Below are 24800 nucleotides of genomic sequence, written 5' to 3'. Positions count from 1 at the left end.
GGGGACGACGAAAAGTCCGGTGCCGGACGACGGGATTAAATCCCGCATCCGAGCGATCGTTCCGGCCGCCGGCACGACCGCACACTCATGGCCATGCCACCCGCCGAGCCCCCGACGCCCGCCCCGGAAGACGCCCCGTCCGCACCGGAACCCCGTCCCCTGGACGAACCCGTGCCGGCCCGGCCGCCGTCCGACCGGGCGGGCTCCGCCACCCCGGACGACGCAAGGACCGGCGCCGGCGACGACGCCGAGTACGAACCGCTCTGACGCGGGGGCCACGGCGCGGGGCGCCGAACAGCCCGGGATCGCCGGCCGGCCGGCGTCCTCGGGCGCACGGGGAGTCCGATCGCCGACGCGCCGCGGGTCCCCGGCCCGGACCTGTGCGCACGTTCCACGTCATTCCTCACAAGGGAGACTCATCGATGAGGTCAAGCGCAAGACGGGGCGTCAGAAGACGCCGTGGCGCGGTGACCGTCGGTCTGGCCGTCCTCGGCATGCTCGTGTCGACGACGACGGCCCAGGCCGCCGGCCCCGACCGGCAGGCGCCGCCGCCGGCCGGCGCCGCACGGACGCACAGCCCGAAGACGGCCACCGGCGGCGACCTGGCCCGGTTCGTGTCCGCGTCCGGCGGCTCCGTCCCGGTCACGCTCGTCACCGGCGACACCGTGCGCGTCGGTGTGGACGCCGGCGGCAAGCCGGTCGTCCGCGGCACCGACGGCGCGCCCCGGCCGGACGGACTGCCGGTCGTGTTCCACACCTTCGCCCGCCAGGGCACGGTGTACGTCGTACCGGACGACGCCCTCGCACTGGTCGGCCAGGGACTGCTCGACTGGTCGCTCTTCGACCTCGGCCAGTTGGTGACGCTCGTCGCCGCGGGCAGGGACGGCACGGTGCCGGTGCTCGTCACCTACACCGGCACCGGCGCGGCCGACCGGACACGGAAGGTCGCCGGTGCGTCCGGCGGCCGGGCGCTTCCGAGCATCGACGGCCGCTCGATGAAGATCGCCGACGACGGACGGTGGTGGCGGGGGGTGCGGGGCAAAACGGCCTCCACACCGGCCGCCGCACGGTCGGCCGGCTCCCTGACCGGGGTCGAGAAGGTGTGGCTCAACGGCCTGTCCCACATCGACCTGGAGCAGTCGGTGCCGCAGATCGGCGCGCCCGTCGCCTGGGCACGCGGCTACGACGGCACCGGGGTGACCGTGGCGGTGCTGGACACCGGTATCGACGCCACCCACCCGGACGTGTCCGCGAGCATCGTCGGGAAGGCCGACTTCACGGGCAGTCCCCAGGGCGCCAAGGACGGGCACGGGCACGGCACCCATGTGGCGTCCACGGTCCTGGGCAGCGGCGCCGCGTCCAAGGGGCTGCGCAAGGGTGTCGCACCCGGCGCCAAGCTGCTGGTGGGCAAGGTCTGCGACGACAAGGGCGAGTGTCCCGACGACGCGATCATCGCGGGCATGGACTGGGCCGCCCACTCCGGGGCCAAGGTCGTCAACCTGAGCCTGGGGGGCGAACCCACCGACGGCACCGATCCGATGAGCCAGGCGCTCAACGAGCTCAGCCGCACCACCGGGACCCTGTTCGTGGTCGCGGCCGGCAACTCCGGTCTCGTCGCCCAGAAGGTCGTCACCCCGGGCTCCGCCGACGACGCCCTGACCGTGGCGGCCGTGGACAAGAACAACGAGATGGCGCAGTTCTCCAACCGGGGGCCGCGCATCGGGGACGGTGCCGCCAAGCCCGACATCGCCGCCCCGGGCGTCGACATCGCCGCCGCGCGCGCCGCGGGCACGGCCATGGGCACGCCGGTGGACCAGTACTACACCAAGGCCAGCGGGACCTCGATGGCGACGCCGCACGTCGCCGGCGCCGCGGCCATCATCGCCCAGCAGCATCCGGAGCTGACCGGTCAGCAGATCAAGGCACTGCTGATGGACACCGCCACCGACCTGGGACACGACATGTACGCCCAGGGCACCGGCCTGGTCGACCTGGCGACCGCGACCGATCCGCGGATCGTCCCGAAGGGGAACCTGAACTTCGGCCGCCGTACCTTCCCGCACTCGCCGGTGACCAAGCAGATCACGTACACCAACCGCACCGACAAGGCGACCACGCTGCATCTGTCGATGCCGGTCTCCTTCGGCGACGGCAGGCCGGCCCCGGCGGGACTGTTCACCCTCGGCACGGACACGGTGGTCGTCCCCGCGGGCGGGTCCGCCCAGGTGCCGGTGACGCTCGACGGCAGGGTACTGGGCACCGACGGCCCCTACGGCGCCTACAACGGCCTGCTGAGCGCCCGTGACGACTCCGGTGCGATACAGCTGAACTCCAGGATCCACACCCTCGTCGAGGCCGAGAAGTTCCCGCTGACCCTCCACGTCGTCCCCCCGGCGGGTGCCACCGACGTCCGTTACGGCACCGCCGACTTCACGCCGGTCGACGACCAGGTCTACCTGCACGCGGGCAAGGTGTTCGAGACGGGCGCGGAGAACGTGACCGAGCAGCTCTTCCGCGGCACCTACGCGGCCCAGATCCCGGTCACCTGGCGGGACGCGGCGGGCGAGGTGCAGCAGGCCACGCCGATGGCAGCGGAGGTGAGCCTCACCCAGGCGACCACGGTCACGCTGGACCTGCGCAAGGCCAGGCCGTTGCGCGTGCGGTACCCGGAATCCACCGAGACCTACAACGCGACCGACGTCGTCGACCGGGTCTCGGCGACCGGGGCCTGGTCGATGGGCTCGGCCACCGCGTTCGACTACCGCGCCACCGAACCGAACTGGTGGGTGCTGCCCACCGGCAAGGTGACCCAGGGCACCCTCACCCACGACTTCTACAGCTCGGCGACGACGCCCGTCGTCACCATGCGCGCCACCGGCGGCGGCGCCCCCTCCACCCTGTCCCCCCGCTACGTGACCCCGGACGCCTCGCTGGCCGAGACACAGGCGTGGCTGCGCGACAACGGGGACCCGAGCACCCGGCAAGCCGCGATCCCGGTGCCGCGCCTGCCGGTCGGGGGACACCTGCCGGTGGTCCACGCCGGCACCGGCACCGCGGCCGAGCTCGCGGACGTCGACGCCCGGGCAAGCTCGTCCTCCTGACGCCGGCCGACATCTGCCAGGGCGCCTGCGACCACACGGAGCTCCGCAAGAGGGTGGCCGCCGCAGCCGACGCCGGCGCCACCGGCGTGCTGGTCTCGGCACCGGGCCTCACCTCCCTCGGCAATCCGGCGACGTTCGACGAGTGCCTGGACGGGCCGCAGAGCTGCCCGGCGATCCAGCCGTACGCCGCACTGCCCGTCGTGAGCCTGCCCTACGCCCAGGCCGAGGCCCTGATCAAGCGGATCGAGGCCGACCCGTCGCACGTCCGGATCGGCCTCGGCGGCAGCGTCGTACCGAGGGCGTACGCCGCCACGTACCACGACAACGGACAGATCCGGCCGAGCGACTACCGGATCGGCGAGGACGGCCTCGACCGGGTCGACCTCCACTTCCACGCGGCACGCCCCGGGGAGGTGCACCAGCTGAGCTGGCTGCAGTCCCTCCAGGCCACGCCCGCCACCTCGCAGGTGTCCCTGCCGCACCCCTCCACGCAGCGGACCATGACGGCCTTCGTCAAGCGGGAGGACAACGCCATCAGCCGGTTCACCGCCTCCTGGGCCGAGCACGGAGCGGACTACTTCATCGCGCACAACCGCCAGGAGGTGAACGACCTGGTCCTCACCGGCAGGAACGACATCGACTGGAACGCGGGGCCGGCCGTGCCGGGCGCCGCGCGGCAGGTGCGGACCGCGTCCGGCTTCACGATCGCGGCCGGACCGTGCTCGGGCTGCCGGCAGGGCGACACCTTCTACCCCACCCTCTACCTGACGGGCAGCGGCGGCGGACGCCAGGCCCTGATCGGCATCGTCGGCGACGAACTGCTCCAGCACGACTTCGTCAACCTGTCCTCGTGCGGGACGGCTCCCTCGCCCACGGTGCCGAACCTCGACTCCGTCTGCGACTTCACGCTGCTGGACGCGTCCGGTGACGAGATCGGGCGTCGCACGGAGCACCTCCCCGACGTGGACTGGACGACCCTGTGATGGCACTCGACACCGCGAAGGAGACCGACACGATGAGCACCCCGGTGACATCGGCGCGGCGCAGGAGAGGAGCCCTCATGGCGCTCGCCGCCGCAGCGGTGCTGGCGCTCGCCGGCTGCAAGGGCGGTGACCTCGTCTCCTACGACCTCCCGGCCAAGTCCGCCCGGTACACGTTCCAGACGCGGACCAACGACGTCACCACGGTGTGGCAGTACGACTCCGCCACGGCGACCAAGGACGACGCCCCGGAGCAGAACCCGTGCATCGGCGAGCTGGTCGGCAGCAACCAGGCGGCCTGCCGCCCCGAGCCGCTGATCTTCCTGCGCTACGACTTCGGCCTGGCTCTCGACAACACGGCCAAGGCCGGGGAGAAGCACGAGGTCACCGTCGTCGGCTACTACCAGCCGCGGCTCACCGCGCTGCCCGAGGTGACCTCGCTGAAGGCGGAGACCACCTTCGACGGAGGCAGGACCTGGCAGCCCGCGGCCACGAAGGCGGCCGGGAAGAACACGTTCACCACCACCATCAGCAATCCGCGGCGGGAGAAGGCCGCCGAGGGCGTCGGACTGAGGATCAGCGCCACCGACAGCCAGGGCAACACCGTCCGGCAGACCATCCCGACGGCGTACACGCTGCGCTGACGATCCCCCATGGGCGCGACGGAGCGGGGCGGGAGGCGACTCCCGCCCCGCTCTCCCGTGGCGGAAAGCCATGCGGGCCGTGCCCGGAACCCGGTCCGCCATTCGCGGTGATGGTATGGAGATGTGCCGAATCTCCGCGGTGAACCTCGCTTCGGGCCGGCCGGACCCCGAGGCTGGGTGTGAGCGGCGGCGGCCTGTCCGAGCGGCACGCCGGCGGCCGCACCTCACCGGCCCATCGATCGAGGAGTACGCATGCGTCTGCGCAAACGAGCGGTTTCCGCCCTGTTCGTGGCCACCGCGGCCTTCACCGCCCTCGCCCCCCGGGCGGTGGCCGCCCCCATGCCCTGGGAGACCAGCAGGACCCCCACGGCCCCGGCGCACGGCACCGCCTCCGTCGCGGCCGACGGCAGCGACACGGTCACCGTGCTCTGCGGGAACCCCTGCTACCAGTAGGCGCCGCCGGTCCTATCGCGACTGCGCCCAGTCGTAGAGGCGGTGGGCGTCGGCGCCGAAGCGCGTGGCGTAGAGCGCGGGGCCCTGCCCGCCCGCGAGTTCCTCGTCGGTGGTGGTGACACCCACGACGGTGCCGGTACCGGTGCGGGTGTCGAAACCGGCCAGGTGCGGGCCACCGCTCGACCCGGCGGACATGTCGCAGGTCTCACCCCACAGCAGGGGGGTCTTGGGACCGGGGTGGCTCGGGCCCGCGCAGTGGATCATCCGGGAGCCGACGTACCTGTCCCCGGGGTCGTTGAGTCCGTAGTCCGGGTACCCGAAGGCGTGCACGAACTCGCCCTCGGCGGGCCGGCCGAACCCGATGCGCTGGCTTCCGGTGGTGTCCGCGATCGGACGCCCGCCGGCGGCGGGGTTCGCCACGAGGAGTCCCGTGTCGTAGCCGGCGGCGGCGACGTCCGACGAGTCCGTGGTGTCCGGATCGGCGTCCCAGCGGGACGAGGTCGCCATGGTCCTGATGGTGAAGCCGCCGAGCGGTTTCGTGCCGTTGCGGTAGCCGGGCACGAAGTAGAAGTTGTGGTTCCAGGTGTCGTCGGCGGAAGGCGAGCCGACGCCCCTGAGGCAGTGGGCTGCCGTGACGACGGTACTGCGGTTGGCGCCGGCGACGACCGTCGCGGTGCAACTGCCGTCGTAGCCGTCGGAGAAGGTGAAGAACAGGCGGCCGACGTTCTTCTCCACCGCCCCGCCGTGGGTCCACACCGACCCGGGGTCCGGTGTGTCCGGGGGGAGCGGCCGCGGGTCGTCCGGTGTGTTGTCGTCCTCGGGCACGGGGGTGATCTCGGGGACCAGGGCCCCCGCCAGCTTCATCCGCTCGGGGGTCCAGTAGGCGTCGATCCGGTCGCGCTCCTGTGCGGTCGTGGCGCCGGCGTGGGTGGTGAGGGCATCCGTCCGCGCTGCGGCGCCGGCGGCCGCGGCCGGTGTGACCAGGGCGACGACGGCCGACGACACCGCGACGGTGGCGCAGAGCGCGTGCCGGAGGGTCCTGCGGGTGCTGTCCTGGTGACCGCGTGGACGGTCGGAAGGTGAGGGCATGCGCGGGACGGTAGCCACGCCATGTCAGGAAGCGGTCAGAGGAATGTGCGATCCGTGTCCGCACGCGGGCCCGCGTTCCCGTGCCGGACCGCTTCGCGGGCGGAAGGCGTGCCGGGCCGCCGCCCGGCGGGTCGGGTGACCGCTCCGGCACGCCGGTGGCGAGTCGCGGTGGTGCGGCTGCGCGGGTCTGCGGACGGGTCACCGGGTCCGGAAGCGGCGGTGGAGGTTGCGCGCCACGTACACACCCCTGGTCACCGGGGGAAGAAGCGCGCCTCCGGGTAGCGGTCCGACGAGCCGTCCAGCAGGCCGTGGTCGTCCCGGCCGCGCAGCCAGCGGTCGAAGAAGGCGGCGACGTAGGCCCGTTGAGCGCCGATCGCGCGCCGCGGTGCGATGGTGCCGATGTTCTCGACGACCGTCTCGCGGGGCAGGCCGAGCCGATGGGCGATCTGCGGGACGACCGCCTCCGCGTCGGTGTAGGTCGCGTGTGACGCGCCACGCAGGGTCAGGCCCCGGCGCCAGCCGTGACCGCGCCGCCACAGGGAGTCCCAGGACGGCACGGTGCCGAGGTCGTTGCCCTCCTTGCCGATCAGCAGGAAGGGGCGGTCGAGGCCGTCGGCGGCGACGGTGGAGAGGTTGCCGGGGGTGCCGTCGTCCTGGACGTAGGCGAGGACGCCGTCGAGGTCGGCCGCCGCCGCGATGCGCGGGTCGTCGTGCATCGCCTGCAAGGCCGTGAAACCTCCTGCCGACTGGCCGAACATGCCGATGCGGTCCAGGTCCAGCGAGCCGCGCAAACCCGGGGGCAGCGCACGGGGCAGTTCGTCGAGGACGAAGCGGGTGTCGGCCACCCGCACGGCCAGCGTCTTCCGCAGGAGCGCGGTGATGCGGTCCGGGTCCGGGTACGCCTTGGCGTACTCCGCGGGAAGGACGGTGCTTTCGACACGGCCGCCGGGGAACTGGACAGCCGTGGCGTCGTAGGTGTGGTCGATCGTCACGACGGCATATCCCCGGGAGGCGAGGTCGTCGCAGAGCGTGGTGCCCAGGGAACGCGGGTCCCCGGCGCCGGGCGAGTAGCAGATGACCGGGTACGGGCCCGAGTCCCGGTCGGCCGGGGCGCCTTCATGAGCGTGGGTACGCGTGGCGGACCAGTCGACCTCGTCGCCCGGCACACCGGAGAGGTTGTTCAGAGCGGCGAACCCGGCGGCCTCCCCGGGGAGCATCTGGGGGGCGGCCGGGTACGCGCCGGCGGCGCGGGCCGGATACCGGACGCCGACCATGAGCTCCCGGTACGGCTGCGAGGTCGTCCAGGGATCGGGGCGCGAGGCGTCGACGAGGCGCAGCGAGACGGTTCCCACGGGGTACGGCCCACTGGGTGCGGGCAGCGTCAGCCGCACGAGCCGGTCCTCGCGCGGGGCGGCGGAGGCGGTCCGCGCGGAGGTGGCGGACAGGGTGACGGCGGCGGCGACGGCGGACAGCAAGGCGGTGCGGCGGGTCTGCATGGGGCCTCCTCGTCTGTACGTGTTCACAACCCCCTCACCCTCGTGGACCGGCTCGTCCGCCACCATCCGGCAGGCCGGTCGTCGCACAGGGGGGTTACCCGCACCTGTCCGTGTCCGCGGGGGGCCGGGTAGGGTCCGTGCTCGTGAGACTCGCGATCTTCGACTTGGACGGCACCCTGGTGGACCGCACCAGTGCCGTCGCCGACGCCATAGCCACCCTCAGCCACGACCATGGCTACGGCCCGGAGATCGAGACCTGGCTGCTGACCGAACTCGCCGACCGCGCCGACCGGTCCGACTTCGACCGCCTGCGCGCCGCCTTCCGGATCGCCGAGTCCGCTGATCACCTCTGGCGCGTCTACATCGACCGCATGGCGTCCGCCGTGACCTGCCGCCCCACCGTGCTCGCCGCGCTCACCCGCCTCAAGGACGCCGGCTGGAGCATCGGAGTCGCCACGAACGGTTCCAGCGACATCCAGCGCGCGAAAGTGCGCGCGACCGGGCTCGCCGACCTGATCGACGGCATCGCCGCGTCCGGCGACATCGACGTCCGCAAACCGGATCCGAGGCTCTTCGAGCTCGCGGCCGCACGGTGCGGCACCCAGCTCACCCCGGGCGACTGGATGACCGGCGACGACCCGGAAGCGGACATCGCCGGCGGCTACGGCGCGGGCCTGCGCACGATATGGGTCCGGGGCCGCACCTGGCCCGACGGCCTGGACACCCCCCACCACACCGTGGACGACGTCAGCGAGGCCATCGACTACCTGCTCACCCACTCCCCGCAGTAGCCCCACACCCCACCGGCCGGCCACCGGCTCCACTCCGGATGGTCGTGACCGCGAACACCGGCTCGACAGGCTCGACGAGTTCCTCGGTGGCGACGGCCACGAGGCGCGCGGGCGCGTCACCGTCCAGCAACGCGCTCACGTACTCGATGGCCTCCGCGGGCGAGAGCACGGGCAGCCTCTGGCGCAGGGCCCGCACGGCCCGCATGCGGCCGCGCCGGGCGGCGACTTCACGCAGCGCGTCGTGCAGATCGTCCACCGCGGTGGGCGCCGCGACCGGCAACCCGCGTATCCGGGCCCGGTAGTCGGCCTCCCACTCCCCTGTCTTCGCGGAGACGACGCCGATCTGGTGCAGTCCCCCGTCGACGCGGTCGACCAGGTACGGCCCCGTGCCCACCAGCATGTACCGCCATTGCCGAGTGCGCACGAACTGCTCGGAGTTCCAGAAGACGATCCACGCCAGTTCGTGCTCCTTGACACCGGCCACGGCCATCCGCTGCGCGTCCGCGTCCACGGCCCGCCACTGCTGATAGTCGCGCTCCAACTGTTCTTCGACAGTCCGAATGGCGGCTTCTCTCGCGATCACGCGTGCAGCATCCCGTACCGGCCCCTTCACCGACCACCGAATTCGCACGGCCCGGCGCCACGGCGGCGGGTGAGCTCTTCGAGTTCCGTCGCCGTCAGGTCGGCCAGGGGCGGGCGCGCTGCTTCAGGTCGCCTGCCCGGCCATCCTGTGCAGGGTCCGCGCGGCAGGTGATCCGGGGTCGGCCGTGATCAGGACGACTTCCTGGTCGTCCTCGGGCACGAGCAGGACGTCACAGTTCAACCGCAGCGTGCCGGTCTCCGGGTGATCGAGGATCTTGGTGCGGTGCCCGGGGGCGTGGACCGGACGCGTGTGCCATATCTGTCGGAACTCCTCGCTGCCGGCGTGCAGTTCGGCCAGCAGAGCGGTCAGCTGCGGGTCATGCGGGTAGCGGTCGGCGGCCCGTCGCAGCCGCGCCACCACGATGTGCCCGAACTCCTCGGCGCTGGAGCTCTCGTACATCCGCCCCTGGCCGAGGAAGCGGCGCCGGGCCAGGTTCGTCCTCCCGCCTCCGAGATCGCCGCCGAGCAGTGCCTGGGCCAGGGGGTTCCAGGCGACGACGCCGTACGCCGCGTCAGTGACGATGGCGCCGGTCTCCGGCAACCGCTCCAGCATCCGGGCCACATGCGGGCGTACCCTCCGCACGGCGCTGATGCCGGGCGGCGCGCTCGATCCCGCCAGGCGGAACAGGTGGCTGCGCTCGGCCGGCGTGAGCCGTAGTGCCTGGGACAACGCGTCCAGGATCCGAGTGGACGGCCGCGGGCCCCGGGCCTGCTCCAGCCGCGTGTAGTAGTCGACCGACATGTGGGCGAGTTCCGCCACCTCTTCGCGGCGCAGGCCCGGTGTCCGGCGATCGGTGCCCGTCGCCGTCAGGCCGATCTCGTGTGGACGCAGGCCCGCCCGGTGGTCCCGCAGGAAGCGGGCCAGCTCCTGCCGTGCCATGCCGCTTCCTCCCACTGCCTGGTACAGGTTGTCCCTGGCAGGGCGCCCACAGCCAGGGAACGGTAGTTGCCATGAACGATCGCACAGCTCTGGTCACCGGTGCCAACAAGGGCATCGGCAAGCACATCGCCCGGCTCCTCGCCGCCGAGGGCCTCACCGTGTACGTGGGCTCTCGCGACCGCGGGCTCGGACAGCGAGCCGTCGAGGAGATCGGCGCAGGCACCCGCCTGCTGGTCCTCGACGTGACAGATCCTGACGGCATCGCACGGGCCGCGACCCAGGTGGTCCGTCTGGACGTGCTGGTCAACAACGCCGGGATCTCACCGTCACTCGCCCCGCCGGCTCACACGAGCGTCGAGGAGTTCCGGCGCACGTACGAGACCAACGTCTTCGGGGTGGTGGCGGTGACCAATGCCTTCCTGCCCGCCCTGCGCCGGTCCCCGCATCCGCGCATCGTCAACGTCTCCAGCGGCACCGCATCGCTGACCTGGAGCACGAACCCCAACCCCCAGTTCACCCCGGGAAGCGGTGGCGCCGCCGCCTACCGGTCGTCCAAGGCCGCCCTCAACGCCCTCACCGTCCTTTACGCCCAGACGCTGGCCGAGGACGGCTTCAAGGTCAACGCGCTCGCCCCCGGCATCCGGGCCACCGACCTCAACCCCCTGGCCGCCGCTGCCGGCGACGACCCGGCCGAGGCCGCCCGGGGAGCCGCCCGCCTGGCCCTGCTGCCGGACGACGGCCCCACCGGTGGCTTCTTCTCCTGGGACGGAACGCCGGTGCCCTGGTGAGCGGCGCTGCGAAGCGTGTTTGGCAGCGGCGCAAGGAGGCCGCGCAGACAGGTGCGCGCTCATGGGCAGCGGTTCGGGCGGTCGTCCCACCGGTGGGTCGTCCAGGCCCGGCGGATCAGGCTACGGACGGCGATGACGGTGTCGGCGAGGTCGAGGAAGGGTGGGTGCGTTCGATCTGCGGCTTCGCCGGCGGTGTCCTGGGCGGCCGGCTCTCCGACCGCCTCGCGCGGGGCGGCACATCGACCTCGCCCTCGCCCTCGTCAGCGCCTGCGCCGCCATGGCCGTGGTCGGCTACCTCGTCATCGTCCGCTACATCGAGCGCGTCGAACTGCCGCAGGAGGGGCACGCCGGGAACGGCGCGGCACCGGGTGGCCGCACGTCCACCCGGTGCCGCTCGCGCGTCAGGCGCCGGCCGGGGCGGGTGACAGGGCCACCACGGCCTCCCCGGTGTACGCCAGGAAGGTCAGGGTCTCCTGGAAGTACAGGGTGACGCTCGTCGCGTCGTGCGACAGGTAGCCGATCGACACGTCCTGGCCGAGGCGCAGTTCGAAGTCGCCGCCGCGGGTGGAGAGCAGGAAGGCGCCGTCGATGGCGGGCGCCCAGACGATGTCGCCGTCGAGCAGCCGGGCGAGGTGCTTGATGACCGGGTAGCCGTGGTCGGAGGTCTCGCTGACGGCCGTGTACGCCTCGGCGCTCAGCGCCAGCGTGTAGGCGCCGTCCACACCGGCCAGGCGCAGGGCCGTGACCGCCTGGCTGACGGCGTCCGGGTAGTCGCGCACGTCGGCGGGGAGCGTCAGCTCCGGGTTGGCCGAGCTCGCCCGCAGCCCGGTGATCCCGGCCGCCGGGTAGCCCTCGAAGACGGCCCGGTCCTCGGCGAACGCCAGCCGCCGGGCCGCGTCCTTCACCGGCTGCCAGTCGGCGTCCTTGGCGCCCCGGGCGACGTCGTCCACCTGCCGGCGGTCCACGGTGAACGGCACCCGCAGTTCCACCAGCGGCTGGAAGCGGCGGGTGTGCGCGATGACCCCGTCCGCGGGGGTGTCGAGGGCGTCCAGGTGACCGGTGCCCACGCCGGCGAGCCCGACGCCGCCCGGTTCGGGGACGTCGACGACGCGGCGGGCCGCGACATGGCGCTTGAAGGTGCGGCGGGCCTCCTCCTCCAGGTCGGCCCACGCGGCCTCGGAGACGGGCGCGAGTTCACGGTGCAGGTTGTTCATCGGGAAAGGCTCCGCTTCATGCTGCCGATCCCGAGGGAGGACCCCGAGGATCGGACCTGGCTGTCGGTCGGTGTGGCGGCGGCGACGGCCCCGGCGGCCGGCGGCTCGGGGAGGTCTTCGAGGAAGTCCGCGGACGGCGTGAAGAACAGGGTGCCGGTGACCGCGGTGGAGAAGTCCAGGATCCGGTCGTGCGGCGCCGACTCCGTGCCCAGGAACATCCGCTCCAGCATCGTCTCCGTCACCTCGGGGGTGCGGGCGTAGCCGATGAAGTAGGTGCCGAACTCGCCCCGGCCGGCCGCGCCGAAGGGCATGTTGTCGCGCAGGATCTCGTGCTCGGTGCCGTCCGGGTCGGTGACGGTGGTGAGGGCGACGTGTGAGTCGGCGGGTTTGACGTCGTCGGCGAGTTCCACGTCGGACAGCTTGCGCCGGCCGATCACCCGCTCCTGCGCCTCGACCGGCAGGGCCTCCCAGGCCTCCAGGTCGTGCAGGTACTTCTGTACGACGACGTAGCTGCCGCCCGCGAACGGCGGGTCCTCGTCGCCGATGAGCACGGCCGCGCGCGCCGCGGCACCCGTCGGGTTCTCCGTGCCGTCGACGAAGCCGAGCAGGTCGCGTTCGTCGAAGTACTTGAAGCCCTGCACCTCGTCCTGGACCGTGACCGCGCCGCGCAGCCGGCTCATGATCTCCGTGGCGAGCGCGAAGCACAGGTCGAGCCGCGCGGCCCGGATGTGGAAGAGCAGGTCGCCGGGGGTGGCGACGGCCCGGTGCACCGGTCCCCTCAGTTCCCGGAAGGGGTGCAGCCGGGCCGGGCGCGGCCCGCCGAACAGGCGGTCCCAGGCGTGCGAGCCGATACTCGTGACACAGCTGAGCCGGCCCTCGGGCTGGGCGCGGAACCCCACGGCCCGTTCCAGTGAGCCGACGTCGGACAGCAGCTCGCGGACCGTGGTCTCGCCGCCGCTGTCGATGGTGACCACCAGGAAGACCGCCGCGCTGGTCAGCGGGGACAGGACCATCTGGGGCACCGGTTCGGGGACGTCTTGGGTCATGTGTGTCATACCCTTCCCAGCCGATTCGGCGACGGACGAATGCATGGATCAGCCACACTCTAGGGCGAAGCCGTCGCCCGCGCGCGACAATCCTCACCGGAACGGGCAGACACCTTGCGCGGCCGGTGACACACGTGTGCGCCGGAGACATGCCTCGGCGTGTGTAGGCTGGGCGCACCCGTCGGCCCACCCTCGCGAAGGCAGCCATGCGCATCGGATTCGCACTCCCCCAGTTCCACCGTCAGGCGTTCGAGGTCGCCCGGGCCGCGGAGTTCGCGCGGGAGGCGGAACGGGCCGGTGCCGCGAGCCTCTGGGTGGGCGACCGCAACCTGGCGGCCGTGCGGCCCAGCGTCGGCTACGGCGGACAGGGCACCACCATCCCGCCGGAGCTCAACCCGGCCGCCGACCCCTTCGTGCTCCTCGGGGTGGCCGCCGCCGCGACCGAGCGGGTGCTGCTCGGTTCACACGTGCTCATCGCACCCCTGTACCCGCCCGTGCAGCTGGCACGGGCGCTGACCACCATCGACCTGGTCAGCGGCGGCCGGCTGCTGGCCGGGTTCGGCATCGGCTGGTCGCCGGAGGAGTACGAGGCCGCCGGGCGGGACTTCAGCCGGCGCGGGGCCCTGCTGGACGAACTGCTCGACGCGCTCGAAGCCGTGTGGACCGAGGACCCCGCCGAGTACTCCGGGGCGCTGCTGTCGGTGCCCCGGCACCACGCCCCGCTCAAGCCCGCCCGGCTGCCGCGTCCCCCGGTCTACCTGGGCGCGCTCTCCGAGCGGGCGCTGCGCCGGGTCGCGCGGCGCGCGGACGGGTGGCTGCCGCTGTGCGTGGTGCCGGAGTACGTGGACACCGACGGCCTGACCGCCCAGCGGGCGCGGCTCGACACGTGGGCGCGTGCCGCCGGGCGGGACCCGGGGGACATCGACACCGTGCTGCGGGTCAACGTCTCCACGGGCACGGGCGTGCGGGCGGTGGCGCACGCGATCCGTTCCGTGCGCGACCGGACGGGCATCGAGCACGTCATGGTGGACACCATGTACGAGGTGGAGACGGTGGAGGAGTCCCTCACGTACGCGCGCGAGCTGCTCGACCTGCTGCGCGCCGGCTGACCGCTCCCCCGTCCCCCGGGCCCGGTACGACGTCGGCCCCCCGCTCACGCGGTTTCGTGCGAGGCCGGGTCCGCGGCGGCCGGCGCGGGCAGGTGGGCGAGCGCGCCGGCTGTCGTCGTGCCAGGTCGGTCCTCGGCACTGGGCGCGACCCGCACCTTGATGTTCTTCATCAGGGGCTGGTTGCTCTGCGTGCTGTAGTCGCTCGCGGCGACCAGGACGTTCATCTCCGGCATGTACCCGGCGGCGCAGCCCCTGGGCATGCTGTACTCGATCGCCGTGTACCGCTTGAGCTGCCGCTTGCTGCCATCGCGGGCGGTGGCGGTGATGTCGACGAGGCTGTCGGGCTTGATGCCGCGGGCGCGCATGTCGTCGCCGTTCATCAGGATGAGGGTGCGCAGGTTGCTGATGCCGCGGTAGCGGTCGTCGTCCGAGTAGATCGTGGTGTTCCACTGGTCGTGGCTGCGCATGGTCTGCAGGACGAGCACGTCGTCCCGCGGCGGCGCTTCGGGCAGCGGCGCGGCGGAGAACTCGGCGCGGCCGGACGGGGTGAGGAAGACCAGTTCCCGGGCGGGCTGTCTGATGCGGAAGCCGAGCGGGAGCCGCACCCTGCGGTTGAAGTCCTCGAAGCCGTCCAGGACCTTGGCCATGGTGTCGCGGATGCGGTCGTAGTCCTCGACGTACGACTCCCAGGGCGTGCCGCTCTCCGGGAGGGTGGCCCGCGCCATGCCGGCGATGATGGCCGGCTCGGACAGCAGGTGCGGGGAGGCGGGCTTCTTCATGCCGGCCGACAGGTGCACCATGCTCATCGAGTCCTCCACGGAGACGGACTGCGGGCCCCGCCGCTGGTGGTCCTTCTCGGTGCGGCCGAGGCAGGGCAGGATCAGCGCCTTCCGGCCGTGCACCAGGTGGCTGCGGTTGAGTTTGGTGCTGACGTGCACGGTGAGTTCGCAGGTGCGCAGCCCCTGGGAGGTGTACGCGGTGTCCGGAGCGGCGAGCACGAAGTTGCCGCCCATGCCGACGAAGACCTTCACCCGGCCCTGGTTCATGGCCTCGATGGTGTCGACCGTGTCCATGCCGTGTTCGCGCGGCGGGTCGATGCGGCAGACGTCGGCGAGCCGGTCCAGGAACTCGGGGTGGGGCCGGTGGTCGATGCCGCAGGTGCGGTTGCCCTGGACGTTGCTGTGCCCGCGCACCGGCGAGGGGCCGGCGCCCTCCCGGCCGAGGTTGCCGCGCAGCAGCAGGACGTTGACGATCTCGCGGACGGTGTCGACGCCGTGTTCGTGCTGGGTCAGGCCGAGGCACCAGCTGATCAGGGTGCGGTCGGAGCGGGAGTAGATCCCGGCGGCCTTGAGGATGTCGGCCCGGGTCAGGCCGGACTGCTCCTGCAGTTCCTCCCAGGAGGTGGCCTCGCACAGTTCGCGGTAGGCGTCGAAGCCGTGGGTGTGGCGCTCGATGAACTCCTTGTCGAGCGCCCTGGGGTCGCTGCGGCTCTCCTCCAGGACGGCCTTGGCGATGCCCCGCAGCAGGGCCATGTCGCCGCCCGCGCGGACCTGGAGGTTGAGGGTGCTGGTGCGGGTGGCCTTGAACAGGGCCATGTCCGTGAACTCGTGCGGCACGATCGTGCTGGTCGCCGCCGCCTCGACCAGGGGGTTCACATGGACGATCTGCGCGCCCCGCCGGTAGGCCTCGGCGAGCGCGGTGAGCATGCGGGGGGCGTTGGAGGCCGCGTTGACGCCCATGACGAACAGGGCGTCGGCGGTCTCCCAGTCCTTGAGGTCGGCGGTTCCCTTGCCGGTGCCGAGGGCCGCCGTCAGGGCCCGGCCGGAGGCCTCGTGACACATGTTGGAACAGTCGGGCAGGTTGTTCGTGCCGAACTCGCGGGCCATCAGCTGGTAGAGGAAGGTCGCCTCGTTGCTCAGCCGGCCCGAGGTGTAGAAGGCGGCCTCGTCGGGGCTGTCCAGGGCGCGCAGTTCACGGCCGATCAGGGCGAAGGCGTCCTGCCAGGTGATCGGGACGTACCGGTCGCTCGTCTCGTCGTAGACGAGGGGCTCGGTCAGCCGGCCCTGGTCCTCCAGGGCGAAGTCGGACCACGTGGACAGCTCGGAGACGGTGTGCCGGGCGAAGAAGCCGGCGCCGACCCGCTTGCCGGTCATCTCCCAGGTGACGTGCTTGATGCCGTTCTCGCAGATGTCGAGCTTGAGGCCCTTGGTGTCGTCGGGCCAGGCGCAGCCGGGGCAGTCGAAGCCGCCGTTCTCGTGGTTCATCCTGAGGACGGCCCGGGGTCCTTCGAACAGCGCCCGTTCCTTGATCAGCACCCGGCCGACGCTCTTGGCGGCGCCCCAGCCGGCCGCCGGGTGGTGGTAGGGGCGGTGCGCCGGCCGCTTGTCGACGGCCGGGCCGTCGCCGCCGGTGGCCGAGCGGCCGACCGCGCCGTCCTGCGGGTGCGGGTCCGGCGTCGGGTCAACATCGGATGCGGTCATGTCGTGCGCTCTCTTCGTCGAATCGGGCCGTGACTCGGAAACGGGATGGCTCAGCGGGCTCAGGGCTCAGGGCTCAGGGCTCAGGCGGGACGACGGCCGGGCGGGCCGGCGCGCGCAGCCAGGTCGCCGCCAGCGCCGCGGTGACGAGCAGGGCCGGCACGAGCGGGGCCGCGGGACGCAGCCAGCGGTGGACGGCGCCCTCGACCGCGGCCCCGGCGATCAGCGCGGCCACGATGCCGACGCTGCGGGTCCGCAGGCGTCCCCGGGTGGCGAACTCCGTGACGGCGGAGGTGAGCAGGCCCGTCAGATAGGCGGTGGTGATCTCGCTGCCGGCGGTGACGCGGACACTGCCGTTCTGGCAGCCCATGGCGAGGGCCGTGAGGAACAGCAGCAGGGTGCGGGCCGCGCCGTGCGGTGCCATGTCCCAGCCCAGCCAGCCGCAGACCACCAGCCACAGCAGCAGGGCCTCCAGGAGCAGGCCGCCCCGGATGCCCGCGCCCCGGAGCCGGCCCCGGCCGGCCGCCACCAGGCCGCCGGCCGCCGTCCCGGCGACATACCCGAGCAGGGCCACGGCGACGAGGCGGGCGGCGGCCAGGTGGGCGTCGCCCAGGCGCAGGCCGAGGAGCGCGGAGTTGGCCGTGACGACGCTGGTGAAGACACCGTCGAGGGCGAGGAACCCGAAGGCGTTCGCCGCTCCGGCCGCGAGGGTCAGCAGGTGCCGGACGGCCCCGCTGCGCCCGGGCCACGGATACCGGTCGGGGCTCGGCGCGGTCACTTGGCGAGGAAGTCCAGCAGGGCGGTGTTGACTTCCTCGGGGTGGGTCCAGGCGATGTTGTGCGGGCCGCCCTCGACCGTCACGAACGTCAGGTCCTTGATCAGCCCGGGCAGCCGCTGGGCGGTGTTCTCGTACGGCAGGATGCGGTCCGCGTCGCCGTGCACCAGCAGTGTCGGCACGTCGATCTTCGGCAGGTCGTCACGGAAGTCCGTCAGCCAGGTGTCGACGCACGCGTACGCCGCCCACGCGGACGCTGCCACCGCGACGTTGAAGCTGTTCTGCCACGCCTGGTCGCTGATCCGCGTCCCGGCGTACATGTCGACGTTGTAGAAGTCGTCGAGGAAGTCCTTGAAGTACGCGGGCCGGTCCTTCAGCACGGCCGCCTTGATGCCCTTGAACACCGACCCGTCGACACCCTCGGGGTTGTCGTCGGTCTTCAGCAGGTACGGCGGGATCGCGCCCAGCAGCACCGCCTTCGCCACCCGCTCCGACCCGTACCGGCCCAGGTACCGGGTGACCTCGCCCGTGCCCATCGAGAACCCGACGAGGACGACGTCCCGCAGGTCCAGGTGGTCCAGCAGCGCCTCCAGGTCCGCCGCGAACGTGTCGTAGTCGTAACCCACCGTCGGCTGACTCGACCGGCCGAACCCACGCCGGTCGTACGTGATCACCCGGTACCCCGCCTCCAGCAGCACCCGCTCCTGCTTCTCCCAGGAGTGCCCGTTGAGCGGATAACCGTGGATCAGCACCACCGGACGGCCACTGCCGTGATCCTCGTAGTACAGGTCGATCGACTCGGAGTTCTCCCGGCCCACCGTCACGAATCCCATGGCACACGCCTTCCGTCGGATTTCCGCTGCTGTCGAGCCTTCCAGCGGTCCGCCCGTTCCGCATCACATGAACGTGCGAGGCGCGGGGCGCGGGCGGTTCGGCCGGCGGGAGGGAGATGACACGGGGACTGTTCCGCGGACTGGCGCCGAGCCCACCGACGTGCGTGACGCCCGTGACGGCAGCCGTCAGGCGTCGGCCGTCGGCCGTCGGCCGGAGGGAACCGTCCGCGTGCGTGCCGCGCCCGTGGGAGGGGCCCGGCGCGAGTCCCGGACCGCCCGCCGACGGGTTCCTCCGGCCCGCCGCCGGCGCCCGGCGGATCGGACGAACGGGTCGTGTCGTGAGGCGGCACGGCCGCTGGCGGACCGGCTACGACACCCGCTGATCGGAGCCCCGGCCGAGGCCGGCTGCCCGACGGTGCGCCTCAACGGCGCTTCCGCGGGCCGGCGCCGAACTCGCCGACGTGCGTGACGCCCGTGACGGGTGCCGTCAGGCGTCTGCCGGGTGGACGGTCAGCAGGTCGTCCAGGCCGATCCGGGTCAGGAACTCGCGGCGGATGCGGTCGGCGACCTCCGAGACCTCTTCGGAGCCGTCGTTCGCCGGGTCGATGTGGACCCGGAAGGGGCGCTCGCCGTCGGGCAGGGCCACGATCCGGGCGATCTCGTCGGAGACCAGCGATGCCTCGGCGCCCTCGGGGGCGAGCGCCGCGAGCTTCTGGGAGACCTGCTGGAGCAGACCCGGGTACCGGCCCTCGTACTCCGCCTCGACGGCGCCGTCGGCCGGGTGGCCGGAGTGGGCGAAGTGGTTGGTGCCGCTGGTGAAGGAGCCGGGCACCACGATCGAGGTCTCGACGCCCCAGCGGGCGAGTTCGCCGGCGTAGCTGACCGCGAGCGAGTCCATCGCGGCCTTGGCGGCGAAGTAGGGGGCGAGGTAGGGCGGGGTGCCGCCCTTGACGCTGGAGCTGGAGACCCACACGACCAGGCCCCGGCCGGCCTGCCGCAGGTGTGGCAGCACGGCCCGGTTGACCCGCTGCGTGGACAGCACGTTGACGTCGTACAACTGCGCCAACTGCTCCGGGGTGAAGGCCTCGGCCGGTCCGGTGACCATGTGACCGGCGTTGTGGATCACGACGTCGATACGGCCGTGCTCCCCGATCACCCGCTTGACGGCCGAGTCGACGGAGTCGTCGGAGTTGACGTCCAGTTCGATGGGGCGCAGGTCGGCACCGTGTTCCTCGGCGTAGTCGGCGGCGGCGCGGACCTGCGGCGCGTTGCGGCCGGTGGTCTCCCGCATCCCGGCGTAGACGGTGTTGCCGGCGTCGGCGAGGGCGCGTGCGGTGAGCGCGCCGAAGCCGCTGGAGGCACCGGTGATGACGACGATCCTGCTCATGGGAATCTCCTCGACCGCGGGGTGGACTGGCGAAGGGCTGGGGCGGGTGAAGGGAAGGGGGAAGGGTGGGGGCGCTGGGGGGAGAGGGGGTGGGAAGAGGCGCCGGGTGTCAGGCGATGCCGCCGTTGGCGTAGATGGTCTGGCCGTTGATCCAGCGGGCCGGCCCGGCCAGGAAGGCGACGGCCTCCGCGATGTCCTCGGGGGTGCCGAGCCGCTCCAGCGGGGCCGCCTTGGCGAGGTTGTCGAGCGCCGCCTGGTCCTTGCCCTCCAGGAACAGCGGGGTGGCGGTGGGGCCGGGGGCGACGGTGTTGACGGTGATGTCCTTGCCCCGCAGTTCACGGGCGAGCACCAGGGTCATCGCCTCGACCGCGCCCTTGCTCGCGGCGTAGGCGCCGTAGGTGGGGAACTGGAGCCGGGTGAGGGAGGAGGAGACGTTGATCAGCGCGCCGCCGCGGCGCAGCCGCCGGGCCGCCTGCTGCGAGACGACGAAGGTGCCGCGGATGTTGGTGCGGTGCATGCGGTCCAGGTCGTCGAGGTCCAGCGTGGCGATCGGCGACAGGAGCATGATGCCCGCCGAGTTGACCACGACGTCGATGCCTCCGAACTCCGCCTCGACGGCGTCGAACGCCGCGGTCATGGCGACCTCGTCGGCCACGTCGCCGCCCACCGCGATCGCCCTGCCGCCGCGGGCCCTGACCGCCTCGACGGCCTCGTCGGCCCTGGCCTTGTTGCCTGCGTAGTGCACCGCGACGGCGACACCGTCCTGGACCAGGCGGTCGACCACGGCCCGGCCGATACCTCCGGTACCGCCGGTGACCAGTGCGACGCGGGTGTTCGTTTCGGTCATCGAGACCACTCCTTCGTGTGGTGGGGCAAGGTGTCCGACCGGCGGATTACATCGCCGCTCCCGTCCTTGCGTTATCGACGATAACAAGAGATCGGAATGATGGCAACACTTTCTTGTGAGCATCGATAACAGTCCGCGGCAGCGGTGCCATGACGGCCCGGGATCGACGTGGTCAGGCTCGTCGGCCGGGTGCACGCGGAAACGAAGGACCGGCCGGAGGCCGGACACGCGCACGCCGAGGGAGCGGGGCGCACGGGGCGGGCGGACATCACCGGATGCCGGCCGTGCCGGGAAGCCTCAGACAGCGGGCTCAGACAGCGCGCTCAAACAGTGGGCTCAGACAGTGGGGTCTACGGCCGGATCCCCGGACGGCGGGCGGAAGATGCCCTTGAGATCGGCGTCGAACAGCCGGTCCTTGGCGATGAAGGTCTCGATGCCGGCCTGCTCCAGCTCCTCCGCGGACCAGAACGACTGCTCCGTGGAGGTCAGCACGATCCGGGGCGGCTGTTCCTCCTCGCGCAGCATCCGCGCGACGGCCACGCCGTCACGGTCGGGAAGATGCAGATCGAGCAGCAGTCCGTCCGGCCGGTGCGCACGCACCGCCGCCAGAGCCGACGCGCCGTCCTCCGACTCCGCGACGACGTGCAGACCACGCGCGGTCAGCAGCAGCCTGGCGATGCGGCGGAATCCCGGGTCGTCGTCCACGACCACGATGTTGACGGACATGCTCACCAGAATGCCTCGTGCTCCGAGCGCTGAACCATAGGGTCAGCCCCACGTTACCGCTCGGCGCGGGAGGGGATTTCCACACGTACCGAAGCGTCCCGACCGGTGCACCCGGCCCCGGACCCTGGGGATCCCCCCACCGCCGCGGGGCGGGACGCGTGGGGGCGGCTCCATCGCGGCGCGGGCGAGCGGCGGCGATCCTGGTACACGGAAGCCTCCTCCCCCGGCCGACCCAGGAGCCGACCCAGGACCCGAAACGGCAGACGCGGCATGCTACGAATCCCGAGGATCCCCTGGCTGTGGGTGATCTGCGCCCTGGTGGCCCTGTGGCTGGCGGTCATCTGTTACTTCATCCACGAGGAAGGCGGCGGGGCCCCGCCCGACCGGGGGGCGAGCAGCGTCAGCGCCCTGCGGACCGCCGCGGCGGCGGCCGTCCGCACCCGGGACCCCGCCGCCTTCCAGCGGCTGTTCGCGCCGGACGACGCCGGCTCCCGGTACGCGAGCCGGTACCTCACCGGGCTCTTCGCCCATCCGGTCGCCGGCCTGCGTCTCGCGACGGAGCCCTACCAGGGCCTGCGGTACCTGGTCCTGCGGGGCACGTCGGGCGAGCGTACGGTCTGCTCGGCCTGGACGATCCAGCGGTACGGCGCCCGGAGCGTCCTGAGCGCCGTACCGCCCCTGGCCGACGTGTGCGGCGCGACGGCCCCGGCGGGAGGCCCGTGACACTGCTGCACTCGCTGTCGCCGCTGCCGTCGCCGCTCTCGCTGCCCTCGTCACCTTCACCGCCGTCGCCGTCAGCATCGATCACAGTGTACCGTTATCATTGATTGCATGACAGCATCCGAGACGATCCCGCAGCCGCGCGAGCGGATCCTGCGGGCAGCGGCCGACCTGCTCGCCGAAGGCGGACGGGAGGCGGTGTCCACGCGTTCCGTCAGCGCGGCCGCGGGCGTACAGGCCCAGACCATCTACCGGCAGTTCGGCGACATGCAGGGACTCCTCGACGAGGTCGCCCAGCGCGGCTTCGCCTCCTACCTCGCCGAGAAGCAGGCCAACCTCGCCTCCGGTGACGCGGTCGACCAACTGCGGCACGGCTGGGACCTGCACGTGGCCTTCGGGCTCGCCAACCCGGCCCTCTACCGGCTGCTGTACACCGACCCCCGGCCGGGCGAGGGCGCCACGGTCATGGGCGAGGCGTACGACATCCTGCTGCGGCTCGTCACCCGGGTCGCCGAAGCGGGCCGGCTGCGCATGAGCGTCGAGGCCGCGGCCGCGATGATCCACGCGGCGGGCATCGGTGTGACCGTCACGCTGATCAGCGCGAGCGCCGCCGGGCGGCTCGCCGAGCACGAGGGCCTGTCGGAGAACACGCGGGACGCCGTCCTCGCGGCCCTGATCGCGGACGAACGGGACACCGGCGCCGCCGAGTCACGCGCCGATCGCGGCGCCCGGCACGCCGTGGCGCTCAAGGCCCTGCTCGACGAGGAGGACGGCCGGCGGCCCTTCACCCCGGGCGAGCACCTGCTGCTCACCGAATGGCTCAGCCGCCTGGCCAACAGGCCTGCCGACGACGGGGACTGATGCCGCATCAGGCAATGTTCGCCCCGGCCGGGAGCGGGCGTCGGTCTCTGTGATACGTTCGGCGGCGCCGTGCACGACTGCGAGTCCGAGGAGGTGAGACCGATCAACGCTGTGACAGGTCGGGGCTCCCTCTTCCGCATGGTCTAGGGAGCGCCCGCGGAAGGCTTCCCGAAAGGCCCGGAACGCTGATGCGCTTCACCTCCCAGACGTCATCGGACGGCGTCACCGAACAGTTCTTCACCCTCGACGGGATCCCCGGCGCGCTATGGACGCCGGAAGGCGCCTCTGGTACTCGTCCCCTGATCCTGCTGGGCCACGGCGGCGGGCAGCACAAGACGGCCCCCGGCAACGTGGCCCGCGCCCGCCGCTACGCCGCCGAGGGTTTCGCGGTCGTCGCGATCGACGCGCCCCACCACGGCGACCGGCCCCGGGACGAGGAGTTCGGCCGGATCGCGGCCGGCATGCGGGCCGGCATGGCCGCCGGCGGGGACCCCGGCGCGCTGGTCGCCGGCATGCACAGGTATCTGGCCGGCCAGGCCGTCGCGGACTGGCAGACGGTGCTGACCGCGGTCCAGCACCTCGACCAGGTAGGCGCCGGCCCGGTGGGCTACTGCGGTATGTCGATGGGCTGCGGGCTCGGCATTCCGCTCATCGTCGCCGAGCCAAGGATCCGAGCGGCGGTGCTGGGCCTGCTCGGGGTGCACGGTCTGGCCGAGGACGCCGCGCGGATCACCGTACCGGTGCAGTTCGTGGTCCAGTGGGACGACCGGTTGGTTCCGCGGGACCAGAGCCTGGCGTTGTTCGACGCGCTGGCCTCATCCGAGAAGACGCTGCACGCCAACACCGGCGGGCACGGGGATGTGCCGCCCTTCGAAGTGGACAGCTCGCTGCGGTTCTTCACCCGGCATCTGAGCTGACCCGGCATCACCGTGCCCGGCGTGCCGGCGGAACCGCCTCCGCTGCCCGCTCGGTCGAGTTCAGCCCTCCCCCGCGGGCGCCCGAATTCGCATGAACGTGTGATGCGGGCCGTCGCGGGACCGGGCACTGTCGGCTCATCCACGTCTGGGAGGGAGTCGTGCCCGTGTCGCTCACACACCGATCGGTCCGGTTCGGCCGGAGCGGGCCGGCCCGCGCCGGCCGCCGCTGGGGCTGGGTCGCCGTCCTGCTGGTCGGCCTGCTGCTGTTCTGGCTGATCCACTCGGCCCTGGTCTCCACGGAGAACCCCAACCTGATCCCCGCTCTGCTGTTCTTCGGAGCGGCACTGGTGCCGTCGTCCTTCGTCGCCTTCGTGGCGGGCCGGCGGCTCGACTTCGGCGCCGGCACGGGGGTCGTCGCGGTGACCGCCCTCGCGGGCGGTGCGATCGGGGTGACCACGGCCGGGTTCCTGGAGTACCGGACGCTGCGGCTGCTGGACGTCCTGCCGATGGTCGCCGTCGGAGTGATCGAGGAGGCGGCGAAACTCATCGTCCCGGCCCTGCTGCTCCTGGTCATCCGCGACCGGCACCCCGGCGACGGGCTGCTGATCGGTGTGGCCTCCGGTGCCGGGTTCGCCGTCTTCGAGACGATGGGCTACGCCTTCGTCGAACTCGTCGACTCCAACGGCGACCTGTCCGCGGTGGACGACCTCCTGGTGTGGCGCGGACTGCTGAGCCCCGCCGCGCACATGGCCTGGACGGGCCTGACGGCCGCGGCCCTGTGGTCCGCCGCCGCCCACGGCTGGCGCCGCCGCTCCGTGGGGCTGTTCGTGTGCGTCTACGCGGTCGCGGTCACCCTGCACACCCTGTGGGACAGCCTGGACAACGACATCGCCTACGGCGTGCTGGCCGCGATCAGCCTGTCCCTCCTGGTGTACGCCACCCACCGGCTGGCGGCCCCGGGACGGGTGCCCGCGCGGGTGGCGGTGGGCTGACGCTCACACGTGCCCCGCCAGCACACGTGCCG

The 24800-nt window shown here is 72.5% G+C and carries 24 protein-coding genes and 1 pseudogene; 12 read left to right on the top strand and 13 right to left on the bottom strand.

Features of this window, described 5'->3' with window-relative positions; translation table 11 throughout:
- Positions 1 to 93 precede the first annotated feature (93 nt).
- The 5 genes from AB0947_RS37415 (at position 94) to AB0947_RS37395 (ending at position 5178) form a co-directional block, all read left to right on the top strand.
- Complete coding sequence (locus AB0947_RS37415) at positions 94 to 267, top strand: hypothetical protein (protein ID WP_366754847.1); 174 nt, start codon at positions 94 to 96, stop codon at positions 265 to 267.
- A 200-nt stretch (positions 268 to 467) separates the two neighbouring features.
- Positions 468 to 3101 (top strand): S8 family serine peptidase, encoded by a 2634-nt coding sequence (locus AB0947_RS37410; protein WP_366754846.1) that lies wholly within the window; start codon positions 468 to 470, stop codon positions 3099 to 3101.
- Positions 3102 to 3154: 53 nt separating this feature from the next.
- A complete protein-coding gene (locus tag AB0947_RS37405; RefSeq protein ID WP_366754845.1) occupies positions 3155 to 4084 on the top strand; it encodes a hypothetical protein in 930 nt (309 codons plus the stop codon).
- Positions 4084 to 4725, top strand: a complete 642-nt coding sequence (locus AB0947_RS37400) for a hypothetical protein (protein WP_366754844.1) — start codon at positions 4084 to 4086, stop codon at positions 4723 to 4725. The genes AB0947_RS37405 and AB0947_RS37400 overlap by 1 nt, the downstream gene beginning before the upstream one ends.
- A gap of 252 nt (positions 4726 to 4977) precedes the next feature.
- Positions 4978 to 5178, top strand: coding sequence for a hypothetical protein (locus tag AB0947_RS37395; RefSeq protein ID WP_366754843.1), 201 nt, complete (start codon positions 4978 to 4980; stop codon positions 5176 to 5178).
- A gap of 12 nt (positions 5179 to 5190) precedes the next feature.
- On the opposite strand, the gene AB0947_RS37390 is transcribed toward AB0947_RS37395, so the two are convergent.
- A complete protein-coding gene (locus AB0947_RS37390; RefSeq protein ID WP_366754842.1) occupies positions 5191 to 6267 on the bottom strand; it encodes a hypothetical protein in 1077 nt (358 codons plus the stop codon).
- A 251-nt stretch (positions 6268 to 6518) separates the two neighbouring features.
- Complete coding sequence (locus AB0947_RS37385; RefSeq protein WP_366754841.1) at positions 6519 to 7763, bottom strand: hydrolase; 1245 nt, start codon at positions 7761 to 7763, stop codon at positions 6519 to 6521.
- A 143-nt stretch (positions 7764 to 7906) separates the two neighbouring features.
- Here AB0947_RS37385 and AB0947_RS37380 point away from each other — a divergent pair, with 143 nt between their 5' ends.
- The gene (locus AB0947_RS37380; protein WP_366754840.1) at positions 7907 to 8554 is read left to right on the top strand and encodes an HAD family hydrolase; all 648 of its coding nucleotides are present in this window, start codon (positions 7907 to 7909) and stop codon (positions 8552 to 8554) included.
- Here the strand turns inward: AB0947_RS37380 and AB0947_RS37375 are convergent.
- Positions 8535 to 9137: a YrhB domain-containing protein gene (locus AB0947_RS37375; protein WP_366754839.1), complete on the bottom strand. Its 603-nt coding sequence runs from the start codon at positions 9135 to 9137 to the stop codon at positions 8535 to 8537. The genes AB0947_RS37380 and AB0947_RS37375 overlap by 20 nt on opposite strands.
- A 123-nt stretch (positions 9138 to 9260) precedes the next feature.
- Positions 9261 to 10076, bottom strand: coding sequence for a helix-turn-helix transcriptional regulator (locus tag AB0947_RS37370; RefSeq protein ID WP_366754838.1), 816 nt, complete (start codon positions 10074 to 10076; stop codon positions 9261 to 9263).
- Positions 10077 to 10147: 71 nt separating this feature from the next.
- Between AB0947_RS37370 and AB0947_RS37365 the strand changes: the two genes are divergently transcribed.
- Positions 10148 to 10864 (top strand): SDR family oxidoreductase, encoded by a 717-nt coding sequence (locus AB0947_RS37365; RefSeq protein ID WP_366754837.1) that lies wholly within the window; start codon positions 10148 to 10150, stop codon positions 10862 to 10864.
- Between the two features lie 59 nt (positions 10865 to 10923).
- On the opposite strand, the pseudogene AB0947_RS37360 reads toward AB0947_RS37365, so the two are convergent.
- The 3 genes and pseudogenes from AB0947_RS37360 to AB0947_RS37350 all read right to left on the bottom strand — a co-directional run.
- Positions 10924 to 11022: pseudogene (locus AB0947_RS37360) on the bottom strand (IS5/IS1182 family transposase); the annotation flags it as partial.
- Between the two features lie 243 nt (positions 11023 to 11265).
- Positions 11266 to 12078, bottom strand: a complete 813-nt coding sequence (locus AB0947_RS37355; RefSeq protein WP_366754836.1) for a family 1 encapsulin nanocompartment shell protein — start codon at positions 12076 to 12078, stop codon at positions 11266 to 11268.
- Positions 12075 to 13124, bottom strand: a complete 1050-nt coding sequence (locus tag AB0947_RS37350) for a Dyp-type peroxidase (protein ID WP_366754835.1) — start codon at positions 13122 to 13124, stop codon at positions 12075 to 12077. The genes AB0947_RS37355 and AB0947_RS37350 overlap by 4 nt, the downstream gene beginning before the upstream one ends.
- Before the next feature lie 206 nt (positions 13125 to 13330).
- On the opposite strand from AB0947_RS37350, the gene AB0947_RS37345 reads away from it, so the two are divergent.
- Positions 13331 to 14233 (top strand): TIGR03619 family F420-dependent LLM class oxidoreductase, encoded by a 903-nt coding sequence (locus AB0947_RS37345; protein WP_366754834.1) that lies wholly within the window; start codon positions 13331 to 13333, stop codon positions 14231 to 14233.
- Between the two features lie 44 nt (positions 14234 to 14277).
- On the opposite strand, the gene AB0947_RS37340 is transcribed toward AB0947_RS37345, so the two are convergent.
- From AB0947_RS37340 to AB0947_RS37315, 6 genes are all read right to left on the bottom strand, one after another.
- A complete protein-coding gene (locus tag AB0947_RS37340; RefSeq protein ID WP_366754833.1) occupies positions 14278 to 16713 on the bottom strand; it encodes an FdhF/YdeP family oxidoreductase in 2436 nt (811 codons plus the stop codon).
- A gap of 73 nt (positions 16714 to 16786) precedes the next feature.
- Positions 16787 to 17488 (bottom strand): YoaK family protein, encoded by a 702-nt coding sequence (locus AB0947_RS37335; protein WP_366754832.1) that lies wholly within the window; start codon positions 17486 to 17488, stop codon positions 16787 to 16789.
- Positions 17485 to 18318, bottom strand: coding sequence for an alpha/beta hydrolase (locus AB0947_RS37330; protein ID WP_366754831.1), 834 nt, complete (start codon positions 18316 to 18318; stop codon positions 17485 to 17487). Before AB0947_RS37330 ends, AB0947_RS37335 begins: the two co-directional genes overlap by 4 nt.
- 487 nt (positions 18319 to 18805) lie before the next feature.
- Positions 18806 to 19705 carry an SDR family NAD(P)-dependent oxidoreductase gene (locus AB0947_RS37325; protein WP_366754830.1) on the bottom strand — a complete coding sequence of 300 codons (900 nt, stop codon included), beginning with the start codon at positions 19703 to 19705 and terminating at the stop codon, positions 18806 to 18808.
- Between the two features lie 109 nt (positions 19706 to 19814).
- Entirely contained in the window at positions 19815 to 20552 is a 738-nt protein-coding gene (locus AB0947_RS37320) for an SDR family oxidoreductase (RefSeq protein ID WP_366754829.1), read from the bottom strand.
- 336 nt (positions 20553 to 20888) lie between these two features.
- Positions 20889 to 21278 (bottom strand): response regulator, encoded by a 390-nt coding sequence (locus tag AB0947_RS37315; RefSeq protein WP_366754828.1) that lies wholly within the window; start codon positions 21276 to 21278, stop codon positions 20889 to 20891.
- Between the two features lie 270 nt (positions 21279 to 21548).
- Here AB0947_RS37315 and AB0947_RS37310 point away from each other — a divergent pair, with 270 nt between their 5' ends.
- The 4 genes from AB0947_RS37310 to AB0947_RS37295 all read left to right on the top strand — a co-directional run bounded on the left by AB0947_RS37310 (position 21549) and on the right by AB0947_RS37295 (position 24768).
- Entirely contained in the window at positions 21549 to 22001 is a 453-nt protein-coding gene (locus tag AB0947_RS37310; protein ID WP_366754827.1) for a hypothetical protein, read from the top strand.
- A 108-nt stretch (positions 22002 to 22109) separates the two neighbouring features.
- The gene (locus AB0947_RS37305) at positions 22110 to 22859 is read left to right on the top strand and encodes a TetR/AcrR family transcriptional regulator (RefSeq protein WP_366754826.1); all 750 of its coding nucleotides are present in this window, start codon (positions 22110 to 22112) and stop codon (positions 22857 to 22859) included.
- 188 nt (positions 22860 to 23047) lie between these two features.
- A complete protein-coding gene (locus AB0947_RS37300; protein WP_366754825.1) occupies positions 23048 to 23776 on the top strand; it encodes an alpha/beta hydrolase in 729 nt (242 codons plus the stop codon).
- A 164-nt stretch (positions 23777 to 23940) separates the two neighbouring features.
- A complete protein-coding gene (locus AB0947_RS37295) occupies positions 23941 to 24768 on the top strand; it encodes a PrsW family intramembrane metalloprotease (RefSeq protein WP_366754824.1) in 828 nt (275 codons plus the stop codon).
- Positions 24769 to 24800: the final 32 nt, after the last annotated feature.

The sequence above is a fragment of the Streptomyces sp. NPDC047841 genome, from assembly GCF_040704085.1.
GTDB classification, from domain to species: domain Bacteria; phylum Actinomycetota; class Actinomycetes; order Streptomycetales; family Streptomycetaceae; genus Streptomyces; species Streptomyces argyrophylli.
Note: the sequence above shows the minus strand (reverse complement) of the source record. Positions and strands in the feature narration are given on the sequence as shown.